We start from the raw sequence: 24,148 nt of genomic DNA on the forward strand, positions 1-24,148 counted from the left end.
ATTAGTCTTTTCCTTGTTAACAATTCTTCTCCCTATAGTATGTATTATCCTAATTGTGAAGTATATCTATAAAAATTATCAGAATACATCACAGTTAATTAAACAAAACGAAGAAATCATCGCTCTACTGAAGCAAAACAGACAGGATAAATACTAATGAAGTGGATTGGAGTACCTGTAATGTCTATCCTATACATCCTTATGTATTTATTGCCTGCTCTTATCATCGGCTTCGTATTATCACATATTTATAACACGCGTCAGAATACGAAGTATATCATTAGACAAAATCAAGAAATGATTGAACTGCTTAAAGACATTAAAAATCAATCAAATATAAAATAAACACGCACAACCACGATGGTTGTGCGTGTCTTCATTATTGGATTGATATTAATATTCGCTCCCCTTTTTAAATGAAAATACACATAACATATAAAAGAAATAAATAATCGGCAGCAGTAAAATAACGTAGAATATTATTTCTACCCATATCACATCCTCAGGTAAACCTTGCCCCATAATCGCAATTAACAGAATATAGAACATATAAAATAATGGAAAAAATCCAATAAGTACTGCATGAATACCCTCAATCTTTAAATCATTACATCTACGTATCATTAATGAGATGAGCGGAATTAAAAACACGACTACAATCAAAAGATGATAAAACTGCCAGTTTAAATCGAATAACATCTCAAACAAAGGTGTCTTCAAATTAAATCCCAGTTTCGGTAATCCAAGCATCGGACCAATCGTAAATACTAAGATGATACATAAGATGTGTGGCCAGAATCCCATATTAAATTCAGTTCTGTTTGAACGACCTTTGAAATTAAAAGTATTTTTCCAGAAGTTGATATAAGCATCCACGGTATCACTCCTCTATTTCAATTTTTCACGAGACTATATTAGTCTATGTATTTCGGATCTTCACCATATTTATTCGGACCACGGGTACCTTCAATACAAGCCATAATAAATAATACAATTGCAAAAATAATTATAAGAACGTTCAGAACGAGAATAGATATAGCCAAAGGTCCATTGAACGAGAATAATTGTTCAACCGAATAAAAGTAACCTAAGATGGTTAAAGGTATTGATAATACTGAAAAAATGATGCAGTAAATACCATTAACATTAATATCTTGTAATCTGCGACAACCTAGTGCCATACCTGGAATGAATGCTACCCAGTAAAATAAATCGCCTATAATAAAATTATAAATATCAGCAAGATTGAATTTTTCTTGAGTAATAATATCTAAAATTAAAAATATCGCACCTACTAATAAAAATATTAATAAGTGTCCTAAACCAGATAACCAATACTCTCTTCGACGTGAACGTCCATTAAATTTAAATCCATTCACCCAGAAACTGATGACAGCATCTTTCATCGACATTGCTCTTTCCATAAATAACCACTCCTTTTATATTATTCTAGCATTGAAAAGAAGCAGTGAACCTTAAATTTACCTTAAAAAAACCTCTACCGAAATTGGTAGAGGTAAGAATAATTTTGTTATTTAGTTAATTGCATTGGTAATTATTCAGTAAGTTTATTGTTCTTGCTCTATCAGCTTAATATACATCTTCTCTTTATTTTCTTTCTTGTTACCTGAATATACTTCAAATTCCGCTTCTAATCCTTTATCAATTTCCTTAATATCCTTTAGTTTCATCACACCGTCTTTATAAATCGGATTACCAGCAAGTTTTATGGACATCTCTTGCTCATCATAAGTCACTGTTCCTTTGCGCGTTACTTTACTTTCATCGGATGAAAAGATCACTTTTTCATCGTTGAATGTCACATATCCCATTGTAACGAAATCACCTTTTGAACCGACCTTGGCAACATATCGATTACCATCTACTTCCTGCTTTAACCCACCACATGCAGCAAGTAAGATGGTTAGTATGACCAATAACATTATTAATACTTTCTTCATCTATTTTTCCTCAAATCTCAAAACTTTATTTAGATGTATTTACCCTTACTGACGTAATACAAACAGTAAAAAATCATCCTATAAAACCTTAAATTTACCTTAAATTTCAAGTGATTCTCTATATTTTTACAGTTTTTCGTCTTATACTAAAAGAAAAAAGAAAGAAGAAAGAAGGAATATTTTATGAAAAATTTATTAAAAGTCGGAATTGCTTCAACACTTCTACTAGGTCTAACACCTGCAGTCGCTGATGCTAAGACCCCTGTGAAGTCATCAACGAAGGCTGTTGAACCTTATTACAAATGGAATGGTTACACAGGTTACAGCCACAAATTCGTACTGGATAAAGATTTCAAACGTGCGTTACTGAACTCTAACGTAACGGTAAATGGTATGAAAGTAACTAAGAGTGTCACTGCTAAACAAGCTGATCCTGCGCTAATGGCCTTAGCAAAATACAATGAACATAAAAAGTTCAACAGCAAATTATTAACAAAGAAATATGACACACTTGGTCTTAAAGCAGGAAAAGAATATTTCGTTATTCAGATGCCTGTACAAAAAGGAAAAGTTTCATTAGCACAAATCAAGAAGTTATACGGAAAATGTGAAATCGGGGAAGGTCAGCTAAAAGATAGTAAGACTAAAAAATTCTATACTGAATCTTATGTTATCAGAACAAAATCTGGTTCAGCAGAATTCCATTTCGATAAAAATGAAAAATTAAATAAAGTATATATCCTTTCTACAACTACGATTAATTTTGGATATTAATTTTTAACAGCTGCTATTTGGCAGCTGTATTTTTTTGATAAGATAATGTTCAAAGTGAATTCATATTTGCCATATCAACAAAATCGCTGTATACTTTAAATATTCAGAAAATTCTAACAAAGAGGTGATTATTATGTTTCACATACTACCAAAGCGCACAAAACTCAGCCTATGGACCTCTACTGCACTATTACTTGTATTTGTAATTTACTTAATCGGATTTTTCTTTCACGATCATGTATCATTAGCACTTTATTATATCGCTTTAGTACCAATTCTTATTTATACAGATTATGTCGCTTCTGTTTCGAAATATTTAATAAAGATCAATGACACTGCAAATATTATTACATGGGAGCATAGAAAGTTACTGTGGTTTACAGTGCTCACTGCTTCATTTGTGTTAGGAATTTTTCTTTATCAACTTGAACATTATAATGGCTTTGGTCAAGTTATACATGCTTTCGTTGCAATCATTTTAGCGCTTATAAATATCTATGAAATCATTAAATTTTTCAAAGCACAGCACCGATACAGTTAAAAACACCTATCCTTTTGGATAAGTGTTTTTAATTTATATAATAGTTATACGATGAAGAAAAATTTTTTATTTCTTTTTATTTAATGCTTTCTCTATCTCAATAATCCTATCTATCATCAGCTGTGCCGCTTCTGTATCACTGATATGTTTTGGAATGATGGTAAATTTATCTTTCGGGATTTCACTTTCGTAACCCTGAACATATTGCTCCTCTATAAAACAATGAGACATAAGCTGCAATGCTTCCTTACTAATAAATAATTTATTGATATACAATACACTTTTACAATCATAATTATTACCGAAGCTTGCCATCCTCTCAATCGTGTCATTTTCAACATTTAAGAAGAATACTAAAGTATCCGTATCATAGGCATCAAAAATGTAATCAAGGTCCCAGTCATCTAACGTATATGTATCATAGTCATCAAATTGATTGAAAAAGATATCTTATTCTGCCAGATAATCTTAAATAAAAATAATGATATTTACACTCTTTATTCATGGCCGATATTTTCGTTTTATCGGCCATCATTTTATCAAATCGACTGAAAATCAAAATTCATGGCCGATAAATTCAATTTATCGGCCATGATTCACTCAATCACTATATTTAAAATTATTCAATTATCCGCTGACGGCACTCTTAACAATTCATAACGTTCACTCACTAACTCGTACCCTTGTCTTTGATACATTTCTCTCGGTGAGTCATTACCGTCAGCAATTAAGATAACCCGCTTATCAACTTGTTCTGCATAATGCCATATTGCTTGTTGTAATGCTGTTCCAACGCCCTGCTTACGCATTGCATCCAGCACGTAGAAGTCATCTATTTCCACATACTGTCCACTTTCCACCGCTTCAACTTTACCTGCCGGAAATCCATGCTGATACCCAACAAACTGCAGGATTTGCGAATTTAATAAATCACGTCGATGTGTGCGCTCTTTCAGATCAGCAAATTCCTCACCATACTCTAAGTCCCCTTCACGACATATTTGAAGAAAGTCCAGGAATACATCATCATCGTTTAATACTTGAACAACTTCAATCTCTGTATCCTTTGATTTCGGCATCTCTTTCAATAAATAAAGCTCCATCTTTTCAACAGTAAATCCTAAAGCCATTGCTTTCTCTTTTAACTTATCATCAAGCACTTTATTCTCAGGAAATATAAACAGTGCATGTTTTTGTCCACGTTGTTCATGAAATGTCTTTTGCGTTTCATAGTCTGTCAAAAATATATCAACATCCGGCATCACTTTATATTGAAAGTAATTGGCATAATATTTAACAAGCTGGCTCGGTGTGTGGTAATGAATATATCTTTCGTTTTCTTCAAATACGTCAGCGTCATTATGCGTATTTGCAAAACTAGGTTGAATGACGTCTTTGTTTATATTTTGATCTCCCATGTTATTCTCCCTTTATCATTTTATATTTATCATACTAAAATATACTAAAAAAGACCCGTATCATCTGCGATACGGATCATTTTGCTGATAAGGATTATAGTATCTATCTTGCCCTATTGCTTTCGGATTTGGTCCCCATTTATTTGTTCCAGGTTCAGAATCTTGAGCACACCACACGATGCACCATATAGCGAGTACTAAATTTACAACAAATGCAAAAAGTTGAAAAACAAATGATAAAACAGATGGGTCTTGTTGGTTTCCAAAGTTATTAATGATCATACTAATCCAGCTTAAAATCATCGGAACTAAATAAAATAATAATGCCCATTTACCACTTCTACCGGTATCATGTAAGCGTCGTACGAGTAAAGATAAGTTGGGTATTATTAATACAAGACAAATAAGTAGGAAGAACATTAATCCCATAAAACCAAACACACTTAAAATACCAAGTGAAGTATAAGCATCATCAGGTGCTGCGGCAACTGCTGCTGTACCAATAATAATTGTAAATACAACAAAAGCAATAAAGAAAAAGAAATACAAAACAAGTTGCGTAAAGAAAGGCACCCAGTACTCTTTTCTACGTGATCGTCCAGAAAAATTGAAATAATTTGACCAGAAAAGTGCAGTCGCTTTCCAAAAAGACATCGGTTGTTCGTACATCGTTATCCCCCTTTAATAAGAATAACTTAAGTATAATTAAAAAATACAATTTTTTGAAGTATGAAGACTTCAACAGGACTCTTCCTTTTATAACCATTTCAAGATATAATATACATAAAAAGTAAACGAGGTGCGTTATGACTAAGAAGATTTCTTTTAAAATCCTCATGTTCACATTATTCTATCTCGTCTTAATGATATGGATGATTAATATCGAAATATATAAAGATCTCATATTACTTTCATTTATGATTCTTTATTACTTTACTTCAGTAAGACAATTAATTGCTGAGTATAAAACTAAAATGATAGATCCTGCCAACAAAATAGCAATTCATAAAGCAAATATGGTTAATTTTCGTAATAATATTATAGAAAGTACCATAATCTTTATTATTTACGGAACAATCATTTATTTTAGACATGAACCAGATTTATTTCTCAGTCCATATTTCATGATCATCTTTTATCCTGCAGCTAACGTATTTGCTCAAGGTGTGCGCTACTTTATGGAGAAAGAAGAACTTCAAATTGCACTGAACAAAAGAAAAACCACTTCATAATAGAAGTGGTTGATGTTATTTATCCTGATCTTCTTTACTAACCTTCTTCTCACCAGGCTGTAATTCAAGCTGATCTTTAACCTTTTCGTTCATCTCACCATCAATAACTGATTCTGGCATGACTTCACGTCTGTTACTTGTAGTATCTTTATCAACGTTTGACATCTTCATCGCCTCCATATTTTGATAGTTAACTATACCCTTTAACTGTTAACTTATGCTTAATATATTTAATAAATCTATTATTGATATTTCCTTAAAATCTCCTGCCATTTAGCTTGTGCAGCACTATCGCCTGAAATTTTGAATTGTACTCCAGGAGGGTATTCTCCTCTTGTCCCATTATCATCATACTCACCAAATCCTCATGAGAAACATGCTTTCTCATAAGGTAAGATCAGTTCATAAACCTTTCCATTATCAGCAAGTAAGTATTTATGAATATTTGTTCCTTCTTTCGCATCTTCACTATAACCAACAGCTGTAATTGTACTATCCAATTCACGTCCACCTGTTTCACCATCTTTTCTCGTATAGAAGGCTACACCGCTAACTGCATGAATTTTGAATCCATCGAATCCAGGATTATCATTATTTTGAGTAAGTATCTCTCCATCAGGTGAGTCTGCATACCAATCACCACGACCAGCAGTGCCAACACTTTGTAAACAAATTCAAATATCACAAATGTTATAATATGAATATCATTAACTACGGAGGTCACTCAAATGGATTTTAAACAGCGCGCGGTAGAGATGTTACATGAAACATACGGAGCTGAAGCTAACTTTCGAGAGGGTCAACTGGAAGCGATATTAGCGGTAGTAAATAAACAGAAGACGCTGGTGATTCAAAAGACTGGCTGGGGGAAATCGATTGTATACTTCATCGCTACTAAGTTATTAAGAGAAAATGGTAGTGGTCCTGCTGTTATCATCAGTCCATTGTTAGCATTAATGCACAATCAGATCGATGCAGCAGCTAAACTTGGTTTAGATGTCGTAACAATCAATAGTAATAACAGAGATGAATGGGATGATATTTATGCACGTCTTAGTGCGGTTGATGCCATTATTGTTTCTCCTGAGAAATTATCTGATGCAAGATTTATTGAAGCATTATCACAAGTGAATGATATCGAGCTTATTGTAGTAGACGAAGCACACTCTATTTCAGACTGGGGTCATGACTTCAGACCTGATTATCAGCGTATTGTGAACCTCGTTAAAGATTTACCCGACTCAATCGCAATTCTTGGCACAACTGCAACAGCAAACGACCGTGTCATTGAAGATATTAAATCGCAACTCGGAAATCTCCAGGTATTCCGTGGTGATTTAATCCGTTCAAATATTTCGATTCAAGTGAATCCAGCACAATCGAAAGCAGAGCGACTTGCGTTCTTAGCAGCATCACTCACAGAGCATCCTTTTCTGAACAAAGAACAAGGTATCATCTATTGTCTTACGAAGAAAGAGTGTGTTTCTGTTGCACAGTTCTTAATTGAACAAGGAACCTCGGCCGCACCTTATTATTCAGGTATGCAGAACGAATTTGGAGAAGATACTAGCGTAGCTACGCTTGAAGCATTTCATAACGGGGAAGTTCGAGTGATTGTTGCGACAGTGAAGCTTGGTATGGGATACGATAAATCAAATATCGGTTTCGTCGTTCATTTCCAGCTGCCACAAAACTTAATCTCATATTATCAGCAGATTGGACGTGCAGGACGCAACGGTAAACCAGCGCTTGCAATGCTACTTCATGGTGATGAAGATGAAGCGATCATCAACTCATTTATAGAAAGTGCGAATAAAGATCCGAAATTACTATCAGAAATATTAACGCTCATTAGCCAGCATCCTGAAGGTATGTCCAGAAACGATATTCTGCCACACTTCAATATGAATGTCACAAAGCTTGGATCAGTACTTAAATACTTATTCGTCCATGAATATATATTAATGGATAAGCGAAAGTACGTCATCAATCCAGATAAACACTTTGATGCTGAAATGAATGCACAATTACAGCAGCAGTTGAACGTAACGCGTTTACAGGAACTCGATAATTTAAAGCAATTTATCAATTACGACGGTTGTTATATGAAATATATCGCTGACGAACTTGATGCACCGGATAAACAGGAAAAGTGTGGTATTTGTGCACATTGTAGAAATCGTGAATTCATAACGATGGATACAAATCATCCAATGATATCTATCGCAAGCCAGTATAAGAATAAATTACACGGGGAAATCTCACCGCGTAAACGCTGGTCGAATAATAAAAAGATTGATGAATCATTACAATTTAAAACAGGATGGACGTATACTACCGATGCATATTCACCTGTCGGTCGTAAATTTATGTATGAACGCGATATTAATCAGTTCTCAGAACAGACGACAACACAAATCAGTCAATTTCTTAAAGACATGATACAAGAACATCATATCGACGCTGTCGTAGCAGTTCCAAGTTTGAGAAGACCTCACCTTACAAACAAACTTGCACAAGCTGTAGCTGAGTATAACAATATCGAATATATCGATGCAATCGTAAAAATAAAGCCTGGTAACAAGCAAAGCGAAATGCATAACTCAATCATGCAGGAACGAAATATAGAGGAAACCATTGCTATTCAAAACGAAGATTTATTAAAAGACAAAAATATACTACTCATTGACGATACCGTAAATTCACGCTGGACAATGACGATTATCGCATCAAAACTTTTAGCTCATGCAAAAGTAGTTTATCCATTTGCACTAGTGAATACCGGTTCTGGCGAATAAAAAACTGCCTTCAAGATGATTATCTTGAAGGCAATTTATATTTAAATACAGGTTTACCTAAACTATTTTCAAATACGTCTGCAGCTTTTATCTTTTTAACAAAATCATCATTGATACGATAATAATACGTTGGAACACCAGGTTTTTCAGCGAACCCTTGATAACCTGTAATCATGATGCCATTGTCATAAGCAGTTTTGTAACCCATGTGGATGATCTGATTCTTATTCAGAATGACACCCGTATGACCTAATGCACCGCGACTATTCACTTTACTACCTAATACGAATATATCTCCGTAGCGCACATCTTTTTTCTTTATTGGTATAAACAGACGATTCTCCTGAGCAAACATCGTTGTGGTGTCACCAAGAACTGTCTGCTTTGGTAAATAACCCGCTTCAATCATCGCTGCGTAAACAGCACTCGAACAATCCCATGTATCTTTACCCCATCGCCCTGCATAAGATTGATAACGTGTCTTACCCATGCGATCGTAGAACCATTGAACCATTACACCTTTGCTTGGCACACTGCGTTTATAAATAGGTTTAGTATTATTCGGATTTGAAGTAACCAAGTGATCTCCAGGATACGTTGCATCAAGCACTAATGCGTTCCACTTCTTAAAGTTTTCAGGCGTAATATTATATTTCTTAGCAATTGAAGTAACAGTATCATTCGACTGCACAGTATGCACTCTTATCGTCTTGTAACGCTTTGCATCCGCATCGTTCATCGGAGTTAAAAGTAATGCACCCACAGCTATTGCACAAATTAATTTTTTCATAGAAATCCCCTTTTGGAAATATGTTATTAGTAATAGAAAAAAATACATTTTGTAATTCATTACAACTAAACGATACTCTATTTTACAGAAAATAACATTGTATTTTCAATTTTATCTTCTCAAAGATTGTCGAAGCTCTACGTATATTCCATCTTCCAAATGCACACCATTCACACCGACCACTTTACTCGATACTAGATTTGCAAAATCAATGGCTTCATGTAGTGTTTTCCCGACGCTTAATGCTGCCATTACGCCACCGGTATGACTATCACCAGCACCAATTGTATCTACGACCGCAGCTTTATATCCTGTTACACTGTGTAGCTTACCATCATAGTAAATTGCACCATCTGCACCAGTCGTCACAATGACTGTATTATGTGTCCAGTCATACATTTTTTGTACTGCTTCTTCTATATTTTCTAATCCGGTCAATTCTTTTATTTCCTGTTCATTTAAATGGATGATCGGAGACAACGCATAAAGTGCTTCCATCTTCCTCTGTTCAATTAACTTACCTCGTGGACCCGGACAGAAAATAATCTGACCTGAAACTTCTTTCAACATTTCTATAATCTTATCGCCATCTGTTTCTTCAATCTCCAATCCACACACATAAATATAATCAAATGATGCCATATCTATATCCGTTAGCCATTCCGGATTAAATGAATACTCCACACCGTGATGGGACAAGAATGTTCTATCTCCATTTTCTTCAACGAAACAATAACAACATCCATTCGCACCACTCAGATGTATTTCACTTTGTATACCTAAACGATTCAATTCTTTCTTCACAAAATCACCATACATACCTGTTCCTACTGGGGATATAAAAGTATAATCTACACCTATCTGATGCAATACATTCACAACGTTAAACGCACACCCACCTACTGCCATCATCTGCTTTTTAATATGTTCATCACCTTGACTCGTCGGTAATCTATCCATGTAAATCATAATATCAGCAACAGTTGATCCAATTACTAAACACTTCATAAGCACACCTACCTTTATTAAATTCATTTTATAACAGTTCCATCAATTAATCATAAAATATTTCAAAAAAATATACCATTTTCTTCAACTTTCCTAATTTGTGGTTTATAATAAGTATATTGAACAAAAGGGGTGGCGACATGATATCGTGGTATATTAAACACAATAAAAAATTTTATATTACGAGTATGGTTGGTCTTATCATTGTAGCTTGTGCATTTTTCTTTATATACTATCCGAAGTTTACTTTATTCGCGGTATATGCATTTACAATGATGTTATTGATTTGCTATGCAGATACGATTACACAAATTAAAAGATATCTGGAAACCAACAAAGCTAAAGACTGGTTCGTTGCACAGTGGTATTTAAAGGACTGCATTACATACAGCATTGTATTATCTATTATTATTGGTCTAGGCTATATTGTAATCCATCTCTCACCACCAAATATTCCAGGGAGCAATATGCACTACACAACTATAATTATGTTTATTTTGTATGTTATGTTTAAATGGCTGCGCTACTATGAGTTACGTCGTGAAATGAAAGAAGGAAAGATTATATAGATTTATTTATCATAATTTAGGTCTTTTTTACAGTAAACTTTAAAACACCAGTGAAAGATAATCAATTACTTTCACTGGTGTTTTTTATTTACATTCTATTTCATGTCTATAAGGCATACCACCTTGTGCACCTAATCCTCCAATTGAAAGAGCAGCTGCCTGATTCGCAAATTGTACAGCATCATTCAATGACATACCTTCACTTATGCCTACAGCAAGTGCACCGTTGAATGTATCACCTGCACCTGTCGTATCTATAACTTCTGCTTTCATAGCTGGAATATTAATCAACTCACTATCGAAATACGTCGCTCCTTGTTCTCCAAGCGTCACGATCATTTGTTTTGGATATTCTTCAATCACATCGTTAAATTCCTCACCAAACATCGCCTTTACTTCAGTTTCGTTCGGTGTAAAGTATGTGACTTTCTTCAACAACTCAGGATTAATTTCAATGAACGGAGCTGGATTATAGATTGTCGTTATATTCTTTTTATAACTTTCTTCAATAACATATTCAATGATGGATTTCGGAATTTCATTTTGCAGTAGTATAATGCTATCTTTATCCATACCATTTAGTGCTTCATCTACTAATTCAATTGAAACTTCACTATTTGCACTCGGTACAACAATAATCGAATTATCATTATCCGCTAATGTGATATGCGCAGTGCCACTTGCACAGTCATCAATCTTCTCTAGATATTCAACGTTTACATTGTTGACTTTCAAATTCGATACAATCATCTCACCGAAATTATCATCACCAACACATCCTACCATATAAACATTTGCACCAAGGCGTGCAGCACTGACAGCCTGATTTGCACCTTTACCACCTTCAGTCATAAAGAAAGCATCTCCTAGGATTGTTTCACCTTTCTTTGGTAACCTGTTTGCCTGCACAACTAAATCTACAGACATACTTCCGATAACATATATCATATACTCACCTCTTAAAATTATCATAACGAAATAAATAGAAAATAACACGTTACATACATAATTTATTTGTTATACTATCAAAAATGAGGTGACTAGATGGATACAGTGATATTAAGAGAAGAAGACAAAGCAACGCTGAGAAAATATAATATAGATCCGGAAAAGTTTGAAGAAGATTTTGAAGATATTTTTAGAATGATCGGCTATGAATATGATGAACTATTATTTAGTGAATTTGGCTATGAATTCGATCCTGATGAGATAGAACAAATCCCTAGAATTGCAGCAATGAAAAAAGATTTCCTACAAATTTACGACCATATTGCGCAGGATGAAGGCTATTTGAATTATAACCATCATTACATATCATCTTATAGTGATGTATCGTGCGAAATAAAGTTAAAAGACGGGACGATCATCAAAGGCAAAAGTACAGATACGCATTGGGAGAATAAAGAAATCAATATTGAAGTAAAACATCTATTCAGTAAACAAATCGTGAAAATCAATCTAGATGAAATAGAATACATTAACATAAAAAACAGCACAATTTAAATGCTGTTTTTTGTGTGCTTTGCTTTTTTCCAGACAGATTCTTTTAAATACATGATAGTCCATTGATAAAGGTTTACCATAAACTTGATGAATCTTCTTACGAGACACTGCTTTAATATTATCTGCATTCACCTGCGTAATCGTACGCTTCATAAATGGTACGTTCTCCTGGAAGTTTGTAAATGCTAATGCGTTGGGTGAACGTACTGAATCATAACCCGGTTTGTTACCTACTAAGAAGTCTTCATAGTGAATACCTTTTTTATGCTTATAGTAATTCACCTTTTGCCCAGCTTTTAACCCATTGATTGTCAATTTACCGCTCTTACCAATGTCATGCAGACGACGTACAAGTAAAGAAATGTTGGGGATTAACAAGATTAAACTAATCAAACATAGGAATACAATCATTACAGCAATTGAAATAGTAGTAAATGCAAAAGCCTCATGATTACCATCAGTTGAAGATGTGTCTATCGCAGATAATCCTGATATCATAATAAAAAGATAAATCACTACACTAATAATATAAAATAAAACTTGTGTGAATACCGGTACCCAAAATTCTTTTCTTCGTGAATGTCCACTAAAATCAAATGTTCTCGTCCAAAATAACTTCGGTGCTTCCCAAAAAGACATTGATCTAGTCAGCATAAGTCCTCCGAAGTGTGTAATTTGTTACTTTAATTATAAAATTTTTTATGTTTTGTATAACAAAAGCACAGGAGAATAATTAATAATTACTCTCCCGCGCCAGACATTTTGTACCAATTCGATGCTTCATTTTATGAATGAATATTTCCTTTCCCTAAGTTTAAAGCTATAGCAGGGATTCGGAAAGTTTTTATCTATTCTTTGGGCCATGGATTGATAAAATCATCTTTAAACTCAAGTGCTCTTTCATCATATTTACCTAATCTATCATACACTTTTTCAGCAGCTGCTCTCACATCTGGATAACCTGAAAAACTACCTGGAGAAGAACCTCTAATCATTAAATTCCACGCAATCGTTTGAGATTCTTTGTCAGATGGATTTTTTTCAAAATCATCTAAACATTTATTTGCGATAGCTATTGTGCGTAATTTTTGTTGTCTTTCATTTGATACTTCCGGAGAATTATCATAACTACAAGATACCTCACTTTTATTAGCTTGTGTTTCGTTTGCACTCGGAGCATCATCATCACTTACGATCAATTCTCCAGTCATTTGATATGTTTCAGGTTGTTGTTCCATTGCGATAAAATTATCATTCTTATCAAAGTGGAGAATAAGCTGAAAACCGTTTGAATGATTATTGTTATAAACTAATGAAATCACTTCTCCATCATCACTTTTCCAAGCTTCAGTAGCAACACCATATTTAGCAAGAATCTCTTCACGTGTATGAGGCGTTGAGGAATTAATATAAATCTGAGAAACTTTATAATCTGTATTTTCTATCGCAATATCACCAAAACGCTCATGATTACTACCGACTCTACTCTTACCATCATGAGTTGGTTTACCATACATCTTTTCAACTTCAGCAACATCCATACCTTGCTTTATACCTGCAAACTCTGAAATACGATTTTGTCTCGTGTATGCATTGATAAACGCATCAGACAAAATATCAATATGACCATCTTTATCCATATAAGGATACTTACCACTCAAGTTTTTCTCTTCCGCAGCATCTTTTTTCTCTACTACTTTTTTTATCTCTTTCGCTTTTTCTTCAGTGCTTACTTCTTTCTTCTCTTCAGTAGATGCAGATGTTTCTGTCTCTACTTTTGACGCACCTTTTTCTTTCGTATCTTCTTCGTTGCCACATGCCGCCATCAACATTGCAGTCATAGATAATAGTAATAACTTTTTCATAGTAAGCCCCTTTAAAATTTATTCATTACTTCTATTATCTACTAATTTTGCGTACGAATAAATATTATTTTTAATAATTTACTTATTTTTAATATAAAAAATCCGCATATGTAATTACATATACGGAGAATTATACTTTTATTTATTTTAGCTCGTCTTCTGTCATCCATTTATGATCTTTAACCGTCTTACCTGTTTTTGTATCTTTATAATCCACAACATAGACATCTGTCTTATGAACATCATCAATTGTTGCCTCTGCACCCTTCATACCATCCATATGATTAGCAGTCATCTCAGCTTTATCGCCTTTTTTCAAGCCAGACTTCGGTGCATCTTTTAACTCTTCGTTTACCACCCATTTATGATGACTTACTTTTTTATCACCATTCTTCGGTTGATAACTCACTTCATACACATGTGTTGTATAAACCTCTTTTACAACACCCTCTGCATCCTTCATGCCTGGCATATGACCTTCAGTTAATGTGACTTTGTCACCTTTTTTATATTTCGGATTCTCTGCAACTTTCATGTTTGCTGGTGTAGCTTCACTATTGTGATTCATATGTGCATGCTCGTCATGTTTCGCTTCTTCATTTGCACCACATCCACTTAACAAAATACCTGCACTCGCAACTACTGCAATTAATCTTTTCATGTGTTCCACTCCTTCAGGTTTATTGATTCTACTCCATTTTATACCCTATAGGGGTATAAGTCAAATTTTAAAGTTTTATATCCTCTCAAGTAAATATCCATTTAATATAGGTATTATAGGTTAAAACAAAAAAGAGACTCTAGCCTAAGCCAGAATCTCTATGTGGTACCTATTTACTTAAATAAAAAATTACTTCTTAATCTCTTCTTTAATAATATACTTTACATTTCCTTTAAAACTATCTAACCCGACATGCACTTTATAACCATAGTCTGATTTATCATAAGATAAGATGTGCTCTAATACTGTTTTATTTGAGAATGCTGTTTCTTTCGGTTGACCGTATTTATTGATAATCTGATCATACGTCACAGTTTTACTTGGCACATAAATTAATTTATTTACTTTACCAGTTTTCTCATCCACAGAGAAACCAGCGTTTCTTCCATACTGGAATACACCTAAGTATGTTACCATGAAATCACTAACTTTATAATCTTTATTAACATCAGTCGCTTTTTCTCCAACTTTATGACCACGAACAATATTATTTTTATTATTAATAAAGTCACTTATAAATTGATCCGATAAAATATCAACCTTCGCTGTATCTTTCGGCTGCGGATTCAATTTAATTTTCGGCATTTTACGCTTAACCCATTCAGCATAAGTGATTAAGTCACGCCCCTCACCGGTAATAGATACATTTTGACCAACTAAGCTTAGTAACATCATGTTTTCTTTGCCGTTCATCCAGTTTTGATAATCTTTATCTAATACTGTTAAGAAAGATTTATATTGTTTCGCATATTTTTTCTTAGCACTTTGTTTCAGTAAATATTTCGCACGGTTTGTTAAATGTGCTTTATCATAATCAATATTTGACTTTAACGCCTCATTGATTTCAATTAAACTATCGTCTGCAGGAATATAACGATTACCTTTGAGCACTAAGAAATTATAACCTTTAACTAACTTATGCTTTGTAACAACAACTTTCGTACCTGCTTTTAATTGTGTCTTCTGTTTACTTGCTGGTAAGTTATAAGTTTCACGGTTAAATGCTACAGTATCCTTTAATATCGTTGCATTATAATCCTGATTACCAACCTTTAATTCAGAAACTTTCGTTGCCGCCTGAGCATTCGCTGTTGGTAATAACATTCCTAAAGCTAGTAAAGCTAATCCAGTCTTTTTCATAATTTACCTCTTTTACAGTTTTTTCTTTTAGTTTAATCGTTTTAAATAGGAAATACAATCTAAATAAAATAAAGATAATATTTATTCGATTAATTAGTGATACTTTAGGTAATCATAATATTTTGTTTAATAATAAATAATTGTCAGCTTATATATTAATATTTACAATTATAAACAAGAAAGCAAGATGATAATATGGAACCAAAATTTATTGCGTACCGTGAGAAAGATCGTGAATTTTTAAATGAACATGATATATATGACTTAAAAGATTTAATCGGAGAAGACTTATATTTAGCTAAAAGGACGCTGGACTATAACTTTGAACATATACTCGAAGAACAATTTGGCTATGAATATGATTTAGAAGCATTACTTAAAATAGATTGGGTGAATCATCTTTATACAAATATCAAACGTATCCAACATAATATCGATATCGATCATAGCGTAGACGAGAATCATATTTCACTTTGGCATCATGGAGACAGTCTTGTAAAAGTTACTGTAGCACATAACAAAGAATTCATCGGTCGCATGCATGATTTTAATGAAGAAGATCCGTCATATCCATGGCTAACATTGAAATTAATGGATGGAAAATTAGAAGTGATAGATTATAATAAGATATCGAAAGTTTTAAAGATAAATGGAGCATAAACCACTCTTTTTAATAAAGTGTGACAGATTATATCTTTCAGTATATCAATAAAATTAATTTTCTATTATCTAAAAAATGATTAAATTAAATGTTACGCGTTAAATATTTAATAAGAATACTTTTTAGAGGTTTGAATACTCTAGTTTAATCACGGAATTCTCTTCTTAAACCATTTTATTGGCACATCATAACTTATTTAAATATGTCAAACAAAAAAATAACCACACCAATTCTGTAGTGAACCCCTAAAGCTTTAAGACAAAAACTCAAGTCATGATCGACTTGAGTTTCACTAAGTAGTATTAATAGATTTTTACGCATTTCTTATTATATTTTCCAATTTTTCAATACTACTTACCAATCTATCTTCTTTACCATCTTTAACTATAAAGACATTATCTTTATAGTTATAAGTAATTATAATATTGCTTTCTTTCACTGCTAAATATGATTTTCCTTCTTTATTTAGCCAATAGGTATCGTCTTCTAAATAATGCTTGTTTCTTAAATATATTGCATATAATGGAATGTCGTAAATCTTACTTGTAAACCTATTTTGACTCCAATCAATTCCTGCTAGATAATCTTTTCCATCATAATATTTCTCTTTAATCTTACCAATTATTTCAATTAAATTCTCAGATAAAATAAACCATTTAAATTTTAATTCTTCGTTTTCATTCATAAAATTATCTTGTTGTTTTTCCTCAAATAATAAAGTTCTCATCGCATTTAAATACTGTTCATCATCTGATATAACTTTTCTAAAAAACTTCTTCCATGATTTATCACGAAGCATATTTTCTGCGATATCACCATTATTATGAGGAAAATGATCGCTTAAAAGTATATTATATTTATGAATCAATCTAAGCATATCCTTTTTATTGATTATGCCATTTTCATTAAATCTAGACTTAAATAATTGATATGTATACTTTAATTGTTTCTCTAGATGTATTGTATATTCAATTTCAGATAATGATTTAGCATCTTTAGCTGCTAGTAATAACAAAAAGCCAATCATTCCAGATAGATATGGATGTTTTTCAATTTCATATATTGTCTTAGCAATTTCGTTATTCTCGGTAATCAATTTTGCTTTTAATCTTTCTTCTGCAACTTGCTCAGCTGAATGACTACCAAATTTCAAATCTTTTAAATCAGTGCTTTTGAAATATTCGAGAATGTTGCCACTATTTATAGCTTTCGTCATCCCTTTAATTGATTCAATCATGATATCATTTTGATTTCTATACGACTCTTGTATATTTCGTATAATTCTTAAACATTGTACGAGATTAACCATGTCATCTTTATTTAAAGGTTTTTTATAAATTGCAAAATGATAATATATATTCAACAGTTCTTTTTCAGATGACTCTAAATCTTTTTCTTTTATAAGTATATCTAATAAATCCTTAATACTACTTTCTACAATAAATTGATTTTCTATTAAATCTTTTTCAATTTCTTCCTCTTTATTTTTTATGAACTCAATTAAGGATTTTGCATTGTTGAATACTGTAATAATATCGATATTATTTCCTTTTTTCGACTGATTTATTTCTTCTAGTTCTATAATATTTTTAAAAAATCTATAAAGTATACCTTCAAATCTATTACTTTCATCGACTTCATAAGTCTTTGAATTAATTTTAAACATAAAATCAGTAAAATTTTGATCCAACCATAGACCAACCGCTTCTTTATCTTCTGCATTTTCTATAATTTCAGACTTTAATATATCCCAATCAGATAATGGTTTTCCTCTTGAATTCATCTTTATATACAATTCTTCAGGCGAACCTAAATTATCAACATCCAAAAACGTAAAAGTGATTCTTTCTAATCTTTCAGTGGCCATAGAAAAATCAATACCAAAAAGCTCGTCTTGTAAACTGATAATAAACTGCACCATACCTCGAATTGTAGAATCTTTTTTCCAATTTGAATAAAACCAAGGTTGTTTAAAAATATTATCATTAACCCAATGCTCATCTATTAACTTATGACAGAAATCTCTTGAACTCATTCTTGTGTTGTAACTAAATCTTCTTAGACGTTCAAAAGTTTGTACATCATTATTCTGTTTGGCGATATACAAATGTATTAGAAATAACATCGTCAATCTTTGCTGACCATCTAGCGGCACAAATATTTGATGATCAATTGTTTTTCCATATATAAAATCAAGATGAAGTATTTCTTCATCAGATACAAGTATATTTTTTATGCTCTTAATAAATTTGATTCTTTTCTCTTTGGTTTTCGTATCTTCTCTTCCAAAAGCAAAATCTCTCTGTAAAGCAGGAATTTCAATGAGATGATAATTATTTAATAACGTAAGAAATGTCATTTTATTATTTTTCATACTGTCACCTCATAAAAAAAATTATTAAAAGCTTCAATTATTTTTTCTTCTCTATTATTCGTATCACTTTCCGTCCATTTATATATATCACCTAAAGTCTTCGAATAATATTTTGAGAATGTATTCTTTGTATCTAATGGCATAAATCGGCCTTCATTTTCATCTTTTAATACACATTTTCTTTTTAATATAAACGGCATATTCCCAATCGCTCTGTTAGAACTTTCATTTAATAATGTTAAATTACCTATGTTGTTTAACCACATTTCCGAATTGTTATTTTCCTTTTTATAATTCAAAGCATTTATTTTATCAATAAAATTACTATTTCTATTGAAATCTTGGTTAAATAACGCTTCCTCATATTCGTCAATGAGTAATTCAATTTTTTTCTTTACAGCTTTTGATAGTTCTTCAGGGTTAGACGCTGGATATATATGTTCAATGTCCCAATTGGTTGACCTGAATATATTAAAGGGAAACTTATAAATAAAATCATCATTATTATTTTTTTGATTCGCTTGAATAGATAAAATAACATTAAACAACAATAAGATTTCTCTAATTTTTGGTTTATTCTCATATTGTTGATCTGATATTACTTGTTTGAAATCAATTTCTATTCTTTGTGAACGATTCCTTTTTTCGTTAAACACTAATTCAATAATATCTAACTTAAAATCATGATAAGATTCTGTTATATATTTTTCTAAATTCTCTGTAACTGATTTTTGTGATACGTTCAGGATATAACCTAATAAATGATATTTATTACTGTCATTAAACCAGTCTTCCAATTGCATAAATACTTCTTTAATGTTCATCCATATCCTACTGACAACAAAATGTATTGGTTCAATACTTTTATCTATATAATTTTGATAACTGATAAATAAATCATTCTGACCTAATTTATTGAAATCTTTAATTTTGTACCTGGCTAAATCTAAGATTAAATCCATTCTCGTTGAAAAAGTAGGATCATTTCCTAGAAATGACCAAAAATTATTTTCCTGCAGTGCACTTTCCATTCTATCCCATTCATTACTAATTTCAAATTGTAATTGATGAATATTTTGGCGTTGGCGCACATTACTATTGTCATTTTCAAAATTACTCGATTTAAGTAGTAATGCTTTAATTAATTCCGAATCAGTAAGAGGTATTTTGCCTGCATTGACATTTGTAAATATCTCTGTTTCTAAACGCTTATCACCTACTAAATCAATATAATATGCAATAAAGAAACATCCAGTAGTTTCATCAGTTAATACATCCATCCATTGATTTTTCATTTCTTCACAATTTCTGAATATATTAATAGCTGTTTGGTATGCATTGTACATATGCATAAAATCTATATTATGCTGTGCTTCTTCTATAGTTTTATCTTCTAATGCATTCAAAAATGCCTCACTGTCTTGTCTCGTTTGGTACGTAATAGTATAATTAGCAACTTTATTATCATTATTTAAAGTATGAAGTGCTTTACTGATTATTAGTAATGTCGTTAATCGTTGTTGACCATCAATGACACTGACGCTATCACCCATTTTATTGAGTACTAGTGGCTGCAAACAATATTCATTACCATTATTTATATTTCTCCATTGCCAAACATCATCAATCAAATCTTTAACTTCTTTAGAAGTCCATCGATAACCTCGCTGATAATTAGGAATATAGTATTTAGTGTTTTCTTTAAAGAGTGAAGATACTTTTCTTTTACTAATACCTTGTACAGGTTTAAAAGTTCCAACGACTGAACCATCTTTTATTATTTCAAACGGTTCTGAATAATTTATGCTATTTTGAAATTCTTGTAGTTCGATTCTTTTCATATGAGTTCCTTTCGATATATGATTTGATTTAAATTGCAACATCATCAATAATATCTTTAACTGCATCAATCGTAATTATTTCTTTATTCAATATACAATAAAATAACTTTAATACCTTCAATGATTTAGTCATATATCATCTCACCTGCTGCATAGGTTGATTATTATTATATTCGTTATTCCAAATTTCTAGGTAACCCATTAAATATGAATTCTTTAACACTAATATCTTTCTGTCCTGATTAAATATATTAAATATATACTGCCCGTTAAGTTCCACAAAAGAGAACAGACAATCTGTCTTCTTATAGCTCTTCGCCAACCTAGGTTCTGAAACACTATATTGATTATGACTGACATGCTTAAATACTTGTGTGTTATATAAATATAAACGGTGAATCATACTTTCTTTATCTTCCAGTAAAAAGACTTTCGAATCATATACATTAAGTATTACATTAGGATTTTGAGTAAATGTATCGAGACTTAGTATATTGGAGTTAAAGATATCAACAAAAAATCTATCAGAATAAAAAAAGCAGTTTTTATTGAAAGAAATAATATCACAAAAAATAAATGTCATCTTCCAATCATTCATCAGTATTCTGCCTTTCTCACCTAAAATGACGACACAATTTTCAAAAGTAATATTGCGATTAAGTTCTATCGGTTTGTTGATTAGGACATATTCATCACTGATATAAATTTTCCCAAATTTTAATGCGATCGTTTCTTCTAAGTCATATGTTTTATTATAAATTGCAGTTTGAATGCCTGAATAAACTTTCTTCATTTTAATCCCCTCCTATTTGATAAAAGTATATCAAACGGAGTGGACAAAAATTGGTTATTAAATGTGAAGATAAATTGTTACTACTCACTAATGCTTATTTAAATCCTTTATCCATCTTATTGCCTTCAGGATCTAATTTAACTAATCCTGAATTTGCTGACTTATATGTTGCTACTTTTTCTAAATCTTGATTTCTTAAAATAAGCGTGAACTCCCCTGTATCTTCATTTACTCTTACATCATCAGAAATCAACCCTAAATCTTCAAAATACTCGACACCTTCAAATGCTAATACTTCATTAATCATATTTTGCTTAGCTGTTAACATAGCAGAAGCACTTTCATGTAAATCAAACTCTGATTTTGTTGCTTCATTTTGCATAGGATTTAAATCCGTAATTTCAATTTTTTCAGCCAATTCTTTTAGTGCAGAGTTATTCTTATACTTTTCATACAAATCTTTTGTACTGACTAAGACTCCATTTGATGAATCGTGAATATCAATAAGATTAATATCATTCTGCGTACCGGCAACAAAAATTTCTTCATCACTAACTCCTACAACAGATTTAAACATCCCCTTACTCGGATATACGGTATAAAACTTCATGTCGTTAGCATCACTCGGACCTTGTTCTTCTCTTAATAATATTCTATAAACTCTTTTAGCTTCTTCACCCTGTGGTCCTTGTTTCACATATTTACCAGTCAGTAGCTCTTCAGCATTTAAACTATAATTTTCAATACCATCAGCAAAGAAAGCTAAGGCGATTTTAGTTTTTTCATCTAAATTTATATCACCTTCAGCATCTTTTGTCTTATCTTCCTCTTTTACTGCACTATTACTATCTTCTGTTGATTCCACTTTTTCTTCAGTTTCTGTACTGTTATCTGTAACTTCTTTTGTTTCAACACTAGAATTCTCTACTGTTTTTTCAACTTTCGGTTTAGTATCTTCATTTTTTTTAGCTTCATCAGCTGATTCATTTGAACAACCTGCTAATAGAATAAAAGTACTCGCTACAATACTCACGATTTTCTTCATGTCTATACTCCTATTGTTTAATTTGTATTTAAATGTAATACACGTTTATATATAAAATTATATCAATTAAAGTTAAAATGTTACATATTATATTATTATTAATTAAATTTTTTTACAGAAAAAAAGCCCAGATTTTTTTCTGGACTTCTATTTATTAAAACAATCTACTCTCTTATAAACTTCGCATCATGTTCTCCTAATTCATCAGAAACATAGCGCTCAACTTTCATACGTAAATCATATTTCTCACGCAGCTCTGTTATTTCCGCCATCATTTCAGAAGCATGATGTTTATCAATTGCTTCCTGGTTCTCCCAGCTATCAATTAATAAGATTGTTTCAGTATCATCAACTGGTATAAAATATTCATAACGCGTATTCCCTGGCTGTGCTTTAATTCTGTCTACTATCCCTGTACGCTTCATTTCCTCTGCAAACTTTCGTGCATTGCCGTTAGTTCCTGTGTAATAAATATTTACTGTAATCACACTATCACTCCTTTTATTTATTTTATCAGATATTAAACCTCATCTTAAAGATAATAGAACTACATTCTGTCGTGAGATCATCATAAATAATATATATCTATATTTGTTAGTAAAATAAGTTTTTTAATATAAAATGCTTAAGAAATTTATTACAGGTTATATATAAATTGAATATAATTTTTGGGAGGTTTCGACATGTGGACAATGAAAGATTATCCTAATAACTGGAAGAACTTTGATGAACTCGAGCGTAAGAAAGCCATCGATATCGGTAACGCAATGTTGAAACAAGGTTACAAAGAAGAAGATTTAATCCCTATCGCCACGAAACAAGCTCAAGACTGGTATAAAGATGCGACAAAAGACGAACTGGATGAATTAAAAAATAAAAAGATCACTCAGCATAAAAAAGACGATTCAGTGAATGTTGATTTAATGGATAATGATGTTGAAGTGTATTACGAAGATGAATCATGGAAAGTAAAAACAAAAGGTTCTAAACGTGCATCTCAAACATTTGATACGAAAAAAGAGGCAGTTGCCCGTGCTAAAGAGATTGCTGAGAATAAAGGTAGTAAAGTAATTGAGCATAAGAAGGGTGAATAGCTTCCTCAATATATAGTAAA

The 24,148-nt window shown here is 31.9% G+C and carries 29 protein-coding genes; 9 read left to right on the plus strand and 20 right to left on the minus strand.

What is annotated here, in order from left to right:
• Positions 1-156 precede the first annotated feature (156 nt).
• Positions 157-345, plus strand: a complete 189-nt coding sequence (locus tag BFS35_RS09205) for a hypothetical protein (RefSeq protein ID WP_099581246.1) — start codon at positions 157-159, stop codon at positions 343-345.
• Positions 346-393: 48 nt separating this feature from the next.
• Here BFS35_RS09205 and BFS35_RS09210 read toward each other — a convergent pair whose 3' ends face one another.
• From BFS35_RS09210 to BFS35_RS09220, 3 genes are all read right to left on the minus strand, one after another.
• The gene (locus BFS35_RS09210; protein WP_099581248.1) at positions 394-876 is read right to left on the minus strand and encodes a DUF805 domain-containing protein; all 483 of its coding nucleotides are present in this window, start codon (positions 874-876) and stop codon (positions 394-396) included.
• 38 nt (positions 877-914) lie between these two features.
• Complete coding sequence (locus tag BFS35_RS09215; RefSeq protein WP_099581250.1) at positions 915-1,424, minus strand: DUF805 domain-containing protein; 510 nt, start codon at positions 1,422-1,424, stop codon at positions 915-917.
• Positions 1,425-1,568: 144 nt separating this feature from the next.
• On the minus strand, positions 1,569-1,961 hold the full coding sequence (locus BFS35_RS09220) for a hypothetical protein (protein ID WP_099581252.1): 393 nt from the start codon (positions 1,959-1,961) through the stop codon (positions 1,569-1,571).
• 183 nt (positions 1,962-2,144) lie between these two features.
• Between BFS35_RS09220 and isaB the strand changes: the two genes are divergently transcribed.
• Positions 2,145-2,735: an immunodominant staphylococcal antigen IsaB family protein gene (gene isaB / locus BFS35_RS09225; protein WP_099581254.1), complete on the plus strand. Its 591-nt coding sequence runs from the start codon at positions 2,145-2,147 to the stop codon at positions 2,733-2,735.
• A 133-nt stretch (positions 2,736-2,868) separates the two neighbouring features.
• Positions 2,869-3,276 carry a hypothetical protein gene (locus BFS35_RS09230; protein ID WP_099581256.1) on the plus strand — a complete coding sequence of 136 codons (408 nt, stop codon included), beginning with the start codon at positions 2,869-2,871 and terminating at the stop codon, positions 3,274-3,276.
• 66 nt (positions 3,277-3,342) lie between these two features.
• On the opposite strand, the gene BFS35_RS09235 is transcribed toward BFS35_RS09230, so the two are convergent.
• The 3 genes from BFS35_RS09235 to BFS35_RS09245 form a co-directional block, all read right to left on the minus strand.
• A complete protein-coding gene (locus BFS35_RS09235) occupies positions 3,343-3,591 on the minus strand; it encodes a hypothetical protein (RefSeq protein ID WP_099581258.1) in 249 nt (82 codons plus the stop codon).
• 308 nt (positions 3,592-3,899) lie between these two features.
• Positions 3,900-4,694: a GNAT family N-acetyltransferase gene (locus BFS35_RS09240; protein WP_099581260.1), complete on the minus strand. Its 795-nt coding sequence runs from the start codon at positions 4,692-4,694 to the stop codon at positions 3,900-3,902.
• Positions 4,695-4,754: 60 nt separating this feature from the next.
• Positions 4,755-5,363: a DUF805 domain-containing protein gene (locus BFS35_RS09245; protein ID WP_099581262.1), complete on the minus strand. Its 609-nt coding sequence runs from the start codon at positions 5,361-5,363 to the stop codon at positions 4,755-4,757.
• Positions 5,364-5,500: 137 nt separating this feature from the next.
• Between BFS35_RS09245 and BFS35_RS09250 the strand changes: the two genes are divergently transcribed.
• Entirely contained in the window at positions 5,501-5,926 is a 426-nt protein-coding gene (locus BFS35_RS09250; RefSeq protein WP_099581264.1) for a hypothetical protein, read from the plus strand.
• Positions 5,927-5,941: 15 nt separating this feature from the next.
• Here the strand turns inward: BFS35_RS09250 and BFS35_RS13810 are convergent, their stop codons facing one another.
• Entirely contained in the window at positions 5,942-6,091 is a 150-nt protein-coding gene (locus BFS35_RS13810) for a hypothetical protein (protein WP_157742209.1), read from the minus strand.
• 200 nt (positions 6,092-6,291) lie between these two features.
• Positions 6,292-6,426, minus strand: coding sequence for a hypothetical protein (locus BFS35_RS14130; RefSeq protein WP_275068225.1), 135 nt, complete (start codon positions 6,424-6,426; stop codon positions 6,292-6,294).
• Between the two features lie 228 nt (positions 6,427-6,654).
• On the opposite strand from BFS35_RS14130, the gene BFS35_RS09255 reads away from it, so the two are divergent.
• Positions 6,655-8,724, plus strand: coding sequence for a RecQ family ATP-dependent DNA helicase (locus BFS35_RS09255; protein WP_099581266.1), 2,070 nt, complete (start codon positions 6,655-6,657; stop codon positions 8,722-8,724).
• Between the two features lie 19 nt (positions 8,725-8,743).
• On the opposite strand, the gene BFS35_RS09260 is transcribed toward BFS35_RS09255, so the two are convergent.
• On the minus strand, positions 8,744-9,514 hold the full coding sequence (locus tag BFS35_RS09260) for a C40 family peptidase (RefSeq protein ID WP_158554292.1): 771 nt from the start codon (positions 9,512-9,514) through the stop codon (positions 8,744-8,746).
• A gap of 111 nt (positions 9,515-9,625) precedes the next feature.
• A complete protein-coding gene (locus BFS35_RS09265; RefSeq protein ID WP_205757155.1) occupies positions 9,626-10,522 on the minus strand; it encodes a carbohydrate kinase family protein in 897 nt (298 codons plus the stop codon).
• Between the two features lie 140 nt (positions 10,523-10,662).
• On the opposite strand from BFS35_RS09265, the gene BFS35_RS09270 reads away from it, so the two are divergent.
• Positions 10,663-11,091 (plus strand): hypothetical protein, encoded by a 429-nt coding sequence (locus tag BFS35_RS09270; protein ID WP_099581272.1) that lies wholly within the window; start codon positions 10,663-10,665, stop codon positions 11,089-11,091.
• An 84-nt stretch (positions 11,092-11,175) separates the two neighbouring features.
• Here the strand turns inward: BFS35_RS09270 and rbsK are convergent, their stop codons facing one another.
• Positions 11,176-12,039, minus strand: coding sequence for a ribokinase (rbsK, locus tag BFS35_RS09275; protein ID WP_099581274.1), 864 nt, complete (start codon positions 12,037-12,039; stop codon positions 11,176-11,178).
• Positions 12,040-12,135: 96 nt separating this feature from the next.
• Between rbsK and BFS35_RS09280 the strand changes: the two genes are divergently transcribed.
• Positions 12,136-12,594 (plus strand): hypothetical protein, encoded by a 459-nt coding sequence (locus BFS35_RS09280; protein WP_099581276.1) that lies wholly within the window; start codon positions 12,136-12,138, stop codon positions 12,592-12,594.
• Here BFS35_RS09280 and BFS35_RS09285 read toward each other — a convergent pair.
• The 4 genes from BFS35_RS09285 to BFS35_RS09300 form a co-directional block, all read right to left on the minus strand.
• A complete protein-coding gene (locus tag BFS35_RS09285) occupies positions 12,550-13,248 on the minus strand; it encodes a DUF805 domain-containing protein (RefSeq protein ID WP_099581278.1) in 699 nt (232 codons plus the stop codon). The two genes, BFS35_RS09280 and BFS35_RS09285, sit on opposite strands and share 45 nt — an antisense overlap.
• A 194-nt stretch (positions 13,249-13,442) precedes the next feature.
• Positions 13,443-14,459 carry a hypothetical protein gene (locus BFS35_RS09290; protein ID WP_099581280.1) on the minus strand — a complete coding sequence of 339 codons (1,017 nt, stop codon included), beginning with the start codon at positions 14,457-14,459 and terminating at the stop codon, positions 13,443-13,445.
• A gap of 142 nt (positions 14,460-14,601) precedes the next feature.
• Positions 14,602-15,120, minus strand: a complete 519-nt coding sequence (locus tag BFS35_RS09295; RefSeq protein WP_099581282.1) for a YdhK family protein — start codon at positions 15,118-15,120, stop codon at positions 14,602-14,604.
• A 189-nt stretch (positions 15,121-15,309) separates the two neighbouring features.
• Complete coding sequence (locus BFS35_RS09300; RefSeq protein WP_099581284.1) at positions 15,310-16,320, minus strand: hypothetical protein; 1,011 nt, start codon at positions 16,318-16,320, stop codon at positions 15,310-15,312.
• A 195-nt stretch (positions 16,321-16,515) separates the two neighbouring features.
• On the opposite strand from BFS35_RS09300, the gene BFS35_RS09305 reads away from it, so the two are divergent.
• On the plus strand, positions 16,516-16,980 hold the full coding sequence (locus BFS35_RS09305; RefSeq protein ID WP_099581286.1) for a hypothetical protein: 465 nt from the start codon (positions 16,516-16,518) through the stop codon (positions 16,978-16,980).
• Between the two features lie 314 nt (positions 16,981-17,294).
• On the opposite strand, the gene BFS35_RS09310 is transcribed toward BFS35_RS09305, so the two are convergent.
• From BFS35_RS09310 to BFS35_RS09330, 5 genes are all read right to left on the minus strand, one after another.
• Positions 17,295-19,355 (minus strand): DUF262 domain-containing protein, encoded by a 2,061-nt coding sequence (locus BFS35_RS09310; protein WP_099581288.1) that lies wholly within the window; start codon positions 19,353-19,355, stop codon positions 17,295-17,297.
• On the minus strand, positions 19,352-21,196 hold the full coding sequence (locus BFS35_RS09315) for a DUF262 domain-containing protein (RefSeq protein ID WP_158554293.1): 1,845 nt from the start codon (positions 21,194-21,196) through the stop codon (positions 19,352-19,354). The genes BFS35_RS09310 and BFS35_RS09315 overlap by 4 nt, the downstream gene beginning before the upstream one ends.
• A gap of 136 nt (positions 21,197-21,332) precedes the next feature.
• Positions 21,333-21,989: a hypothetical protein gene (locus BFS35_RS09320; protein ID WP_099581292.1), complete on the minus strand. Its 657-nt coding sequence runs from the start codon at positions 21,987-21,989 to the stop codon at positions 21,333-21,335.
• A 94-nt stretch (positions 21,990-22,083) separates the two neighbouring features.
• Positions 22,084-23,034, minus strand: a complete 951-nt coding sequence (locus BFS35_RS09325) for a hypothetical protein (protein ID WP_099581294.1) — start codon at positions 23,032-23,034, stop codon at positions 22,084-22,086.
• Positions 23,035-23,198: 164 nt separating this feature from the next.
• Positions 23,199-23,522: an antibiotic biosynthesis monooxygenase family protein gene (locus BFS35_RS09330; protein ID WP_099581296.1), complete on the minus strand. Its 324-nt coding sequence runs from the start codon at positions 23,520-23,522 to the stop codon at positions 23,199-23,201.
• 195 nt (positions 23,523-23,717) lie between these two features.
• Here BFS35_RS09330 and BFS35_RS09335 point away from each other — a divergent pair, with 195 nt between their 5' ends.
• Positions 23,718-24,128, plus strand: a complete 411-nt coding sequence (locus tag BFS35_RS09335; protein ID WP_099581298.1) for a DUF2188 domain-containing protein — start codon at positions 23,718-23,720, stop codon at positions 24,126-24,128.
• Positions 24,129-24,148: the final 20 nt, after the last annotated feature.

This window comes from Macrococcoides goetzii (assembly GCF_002742385.2).
GTDB classification, from domain to species: Bacteria; Bacillota; Bacilli; order Staphylococcales; family Staphylococcaceae; genus Macrococcoides; species Macrococcoides goetzii.

What these genes read in the sequence shown, in the direction of transcription:
- BFS35_RS09205 (WP_099581246.1), top strand. Translation starts at nt 157, where the DNA reads ATGAAGTGGATTGGAGTACCTGTAATGTCTATCCTATACATCCTTATG.
- BFS35_RS09215 (WP_099581250.1), bottom strand. Translation starts at nt 1,424, where the DNA reads ATGGAAAGAGCAATGTCGATGAAAGATGCTGTCATCAGTTTCTGGGTG.
- BFS35_RS09220 (WP_099581252.1), bottom strand. Translation starts at nt 1,961, where the DNA reads ATGAAGAAAGTATTAATAATGTTATTGGTCATACTAACCATCTTACTT.
- isaB (WP_099581254.1), top strand. Translation starts at nt 2,145, where the DNA reads ATGAAAAATTTATTAAAAGTCGGAATTGCTTCAACACTTCTACTAGGT.
- BFS35_RS09230 (WP_099581256.1), top strand. Translation starts at nt 2,869, where the DNA reads ATGTTTCACATACTACCAAAGCGCACAAAACTCAGCCTATGGACCTCT.
- BFS35_RS09235 (WP_099581258.1), bottom strand. Translation starts at nt 3,591, where the DNA reads ATGGCAAGCTTCGGTAATAATTATGATTGTAAAAGTGTATTGTATATC.
- BFS35_RS09240 (WP_099581260.1), bottom strand. Translation starts at nt 4,694, where the DNA reads ATGGGAGATCAAAATATAAACAAAGACGTCATTCAACCTAGTTTTGCA.
- BFS35_RS09245 (WP_099581262.1), bottom strand. Translation starts at nt 5,363, where the DNA reads ATGTACGAACAACCGATGTCTTTTTGGAAAGCGACTGCACTTTTCTGG.
- BFS35_RS09250 (WP_099581264.1), top strand. Translation starts at nt 5,501, where the DNA reads ATGACTAAGAAGATTTCTTTTAAAATCCTCATGTTCACATTATTCTAT.
- BFS35_RS13810 (WP_157742209.1), bottom strand. Translation starts at nt 6,091, where the DNA reads ATGTCAAACGTTGATAAAGATACTACAAGTAACAGACGTGAAGTCATG.
- BFS35_RS09255 (WP_099581266.1), top strand. Translation starts at nt 6,655, where the DNA reads ATGGATTTTAAACAGCGCGCGGTAGAGATGTTACATGAAACATACGGA.
- BFS35_RS09260 (WP_158554292.1), bottom strand. Translation starts at nt 9,514, where the DNA reads ATGAAAAAATTAATTTGTGCAATAGCTGTGGGTGCATTACTTTTAACT.
- BFS35_RS09265 (WP_205757155.1), bottom strand. Translation starts at nt 10,522, where the DNA reads ATGAAGTGTTTAGTAATTGGATCAACTGTTGCTGATATTATGATTTAC.
- BFS35_RS09270 (WP_099581272.1), top strand. Translation starts at nt 10,663, where the DNA reads ATGATATCGTGGTATATTAAACACAATAAAAAATTTTATATTACGAGT.
- rbsK (WP_099581274.1), bottom strand. Translation starts at nt 12,039, where the DNA reads ATGATATATGTTATCGGAAGTATGTCTGTAGATTTAGTTGTGCAGGCA.
- BFS35_RS09280 (WP_099581276.1), top strand. Translation starts at nt 12,136, where the DNA reads ATGGATACAGTGATATTAAGAGAAGAAGACAAAGCAACGCTGAGAAAA.
- BFS35_RS09285 (WP_099581278.1), bottom strand. Translation starts at nt 13,248, where the DNA reads ATGCTGACTAGATCAATGTCTTTTTGGGAAGCACCGAAGTTATTTTGG.
- BFS35_RS09290 (WP_099581280.1), bottom strand. Translation starts at nt 14,459, where the DNA reads ATGAAAAAGTTATTACTATTATCTATGACTGCAATGTTGATGGCGGCA.
- BFS35_RS09295 (WP_099581282.1), bottom strand. Translation starts at nt 15,120, where the DNA reads ATGAAAAGATTAATTGCAGTAGTTGCGAGTGCAGGTATTTTGTTAAGT.
- BFS35_RS09300 (WP_099581284.1), bottom strand. Translation starts at nt 16,320, where the DNA reads ATGAAAAAGACTGGATTAGCTTTACTAGCTTTAGGAATGTTATTACCA.
- BFS35_RS09305 (WP_099581286.1), top strand. Translation starts at nt 16,516, where the DNA reads ATGGAACCAAAATTTATTGCGTACCGTGAGAAAGATCGTGAATTTTTA.
- BFS35_RS09310 (WP_099581288.1), bottom strand. Translation starts at nt 19,355, where the DNA reads ATGAAAAATAATAAAATGACATTTCTTACGTTATTAAATAATTATCAT.
- BFS35_RS09315 (WP_158554293.1), bottom strand. Translation starts at nt 21,196, where the DNA reads ATGAAAAGAATCGAACTACAAGAATTTCAAAATAGCATAAATTATTCA.
- BFS35_RS09320 (WP_099581292.1), bottom strand. Translation starts at nt 21,989, where the DNA reads ATGAAGAAAGTTTATTCAGGCATTCAAACTGCAATTTATAATAAAACA.
- BFS35_RS09325 (WP_099581294.1), bottom strand. Translation starts at nt 23,034, where the DNA reads ATGAAGAAAATCGTGAGTATTGTAGCGAGTACTTTTATTCTATTAGCA.
- BFS35_RS09335 (WP_099581298.1), top strand. Translation starts at nt 23,718, where the DNA reads ATGTGGACAATGAAAGATTATCCTAATAACTGGAAGAACTTTGATGAA.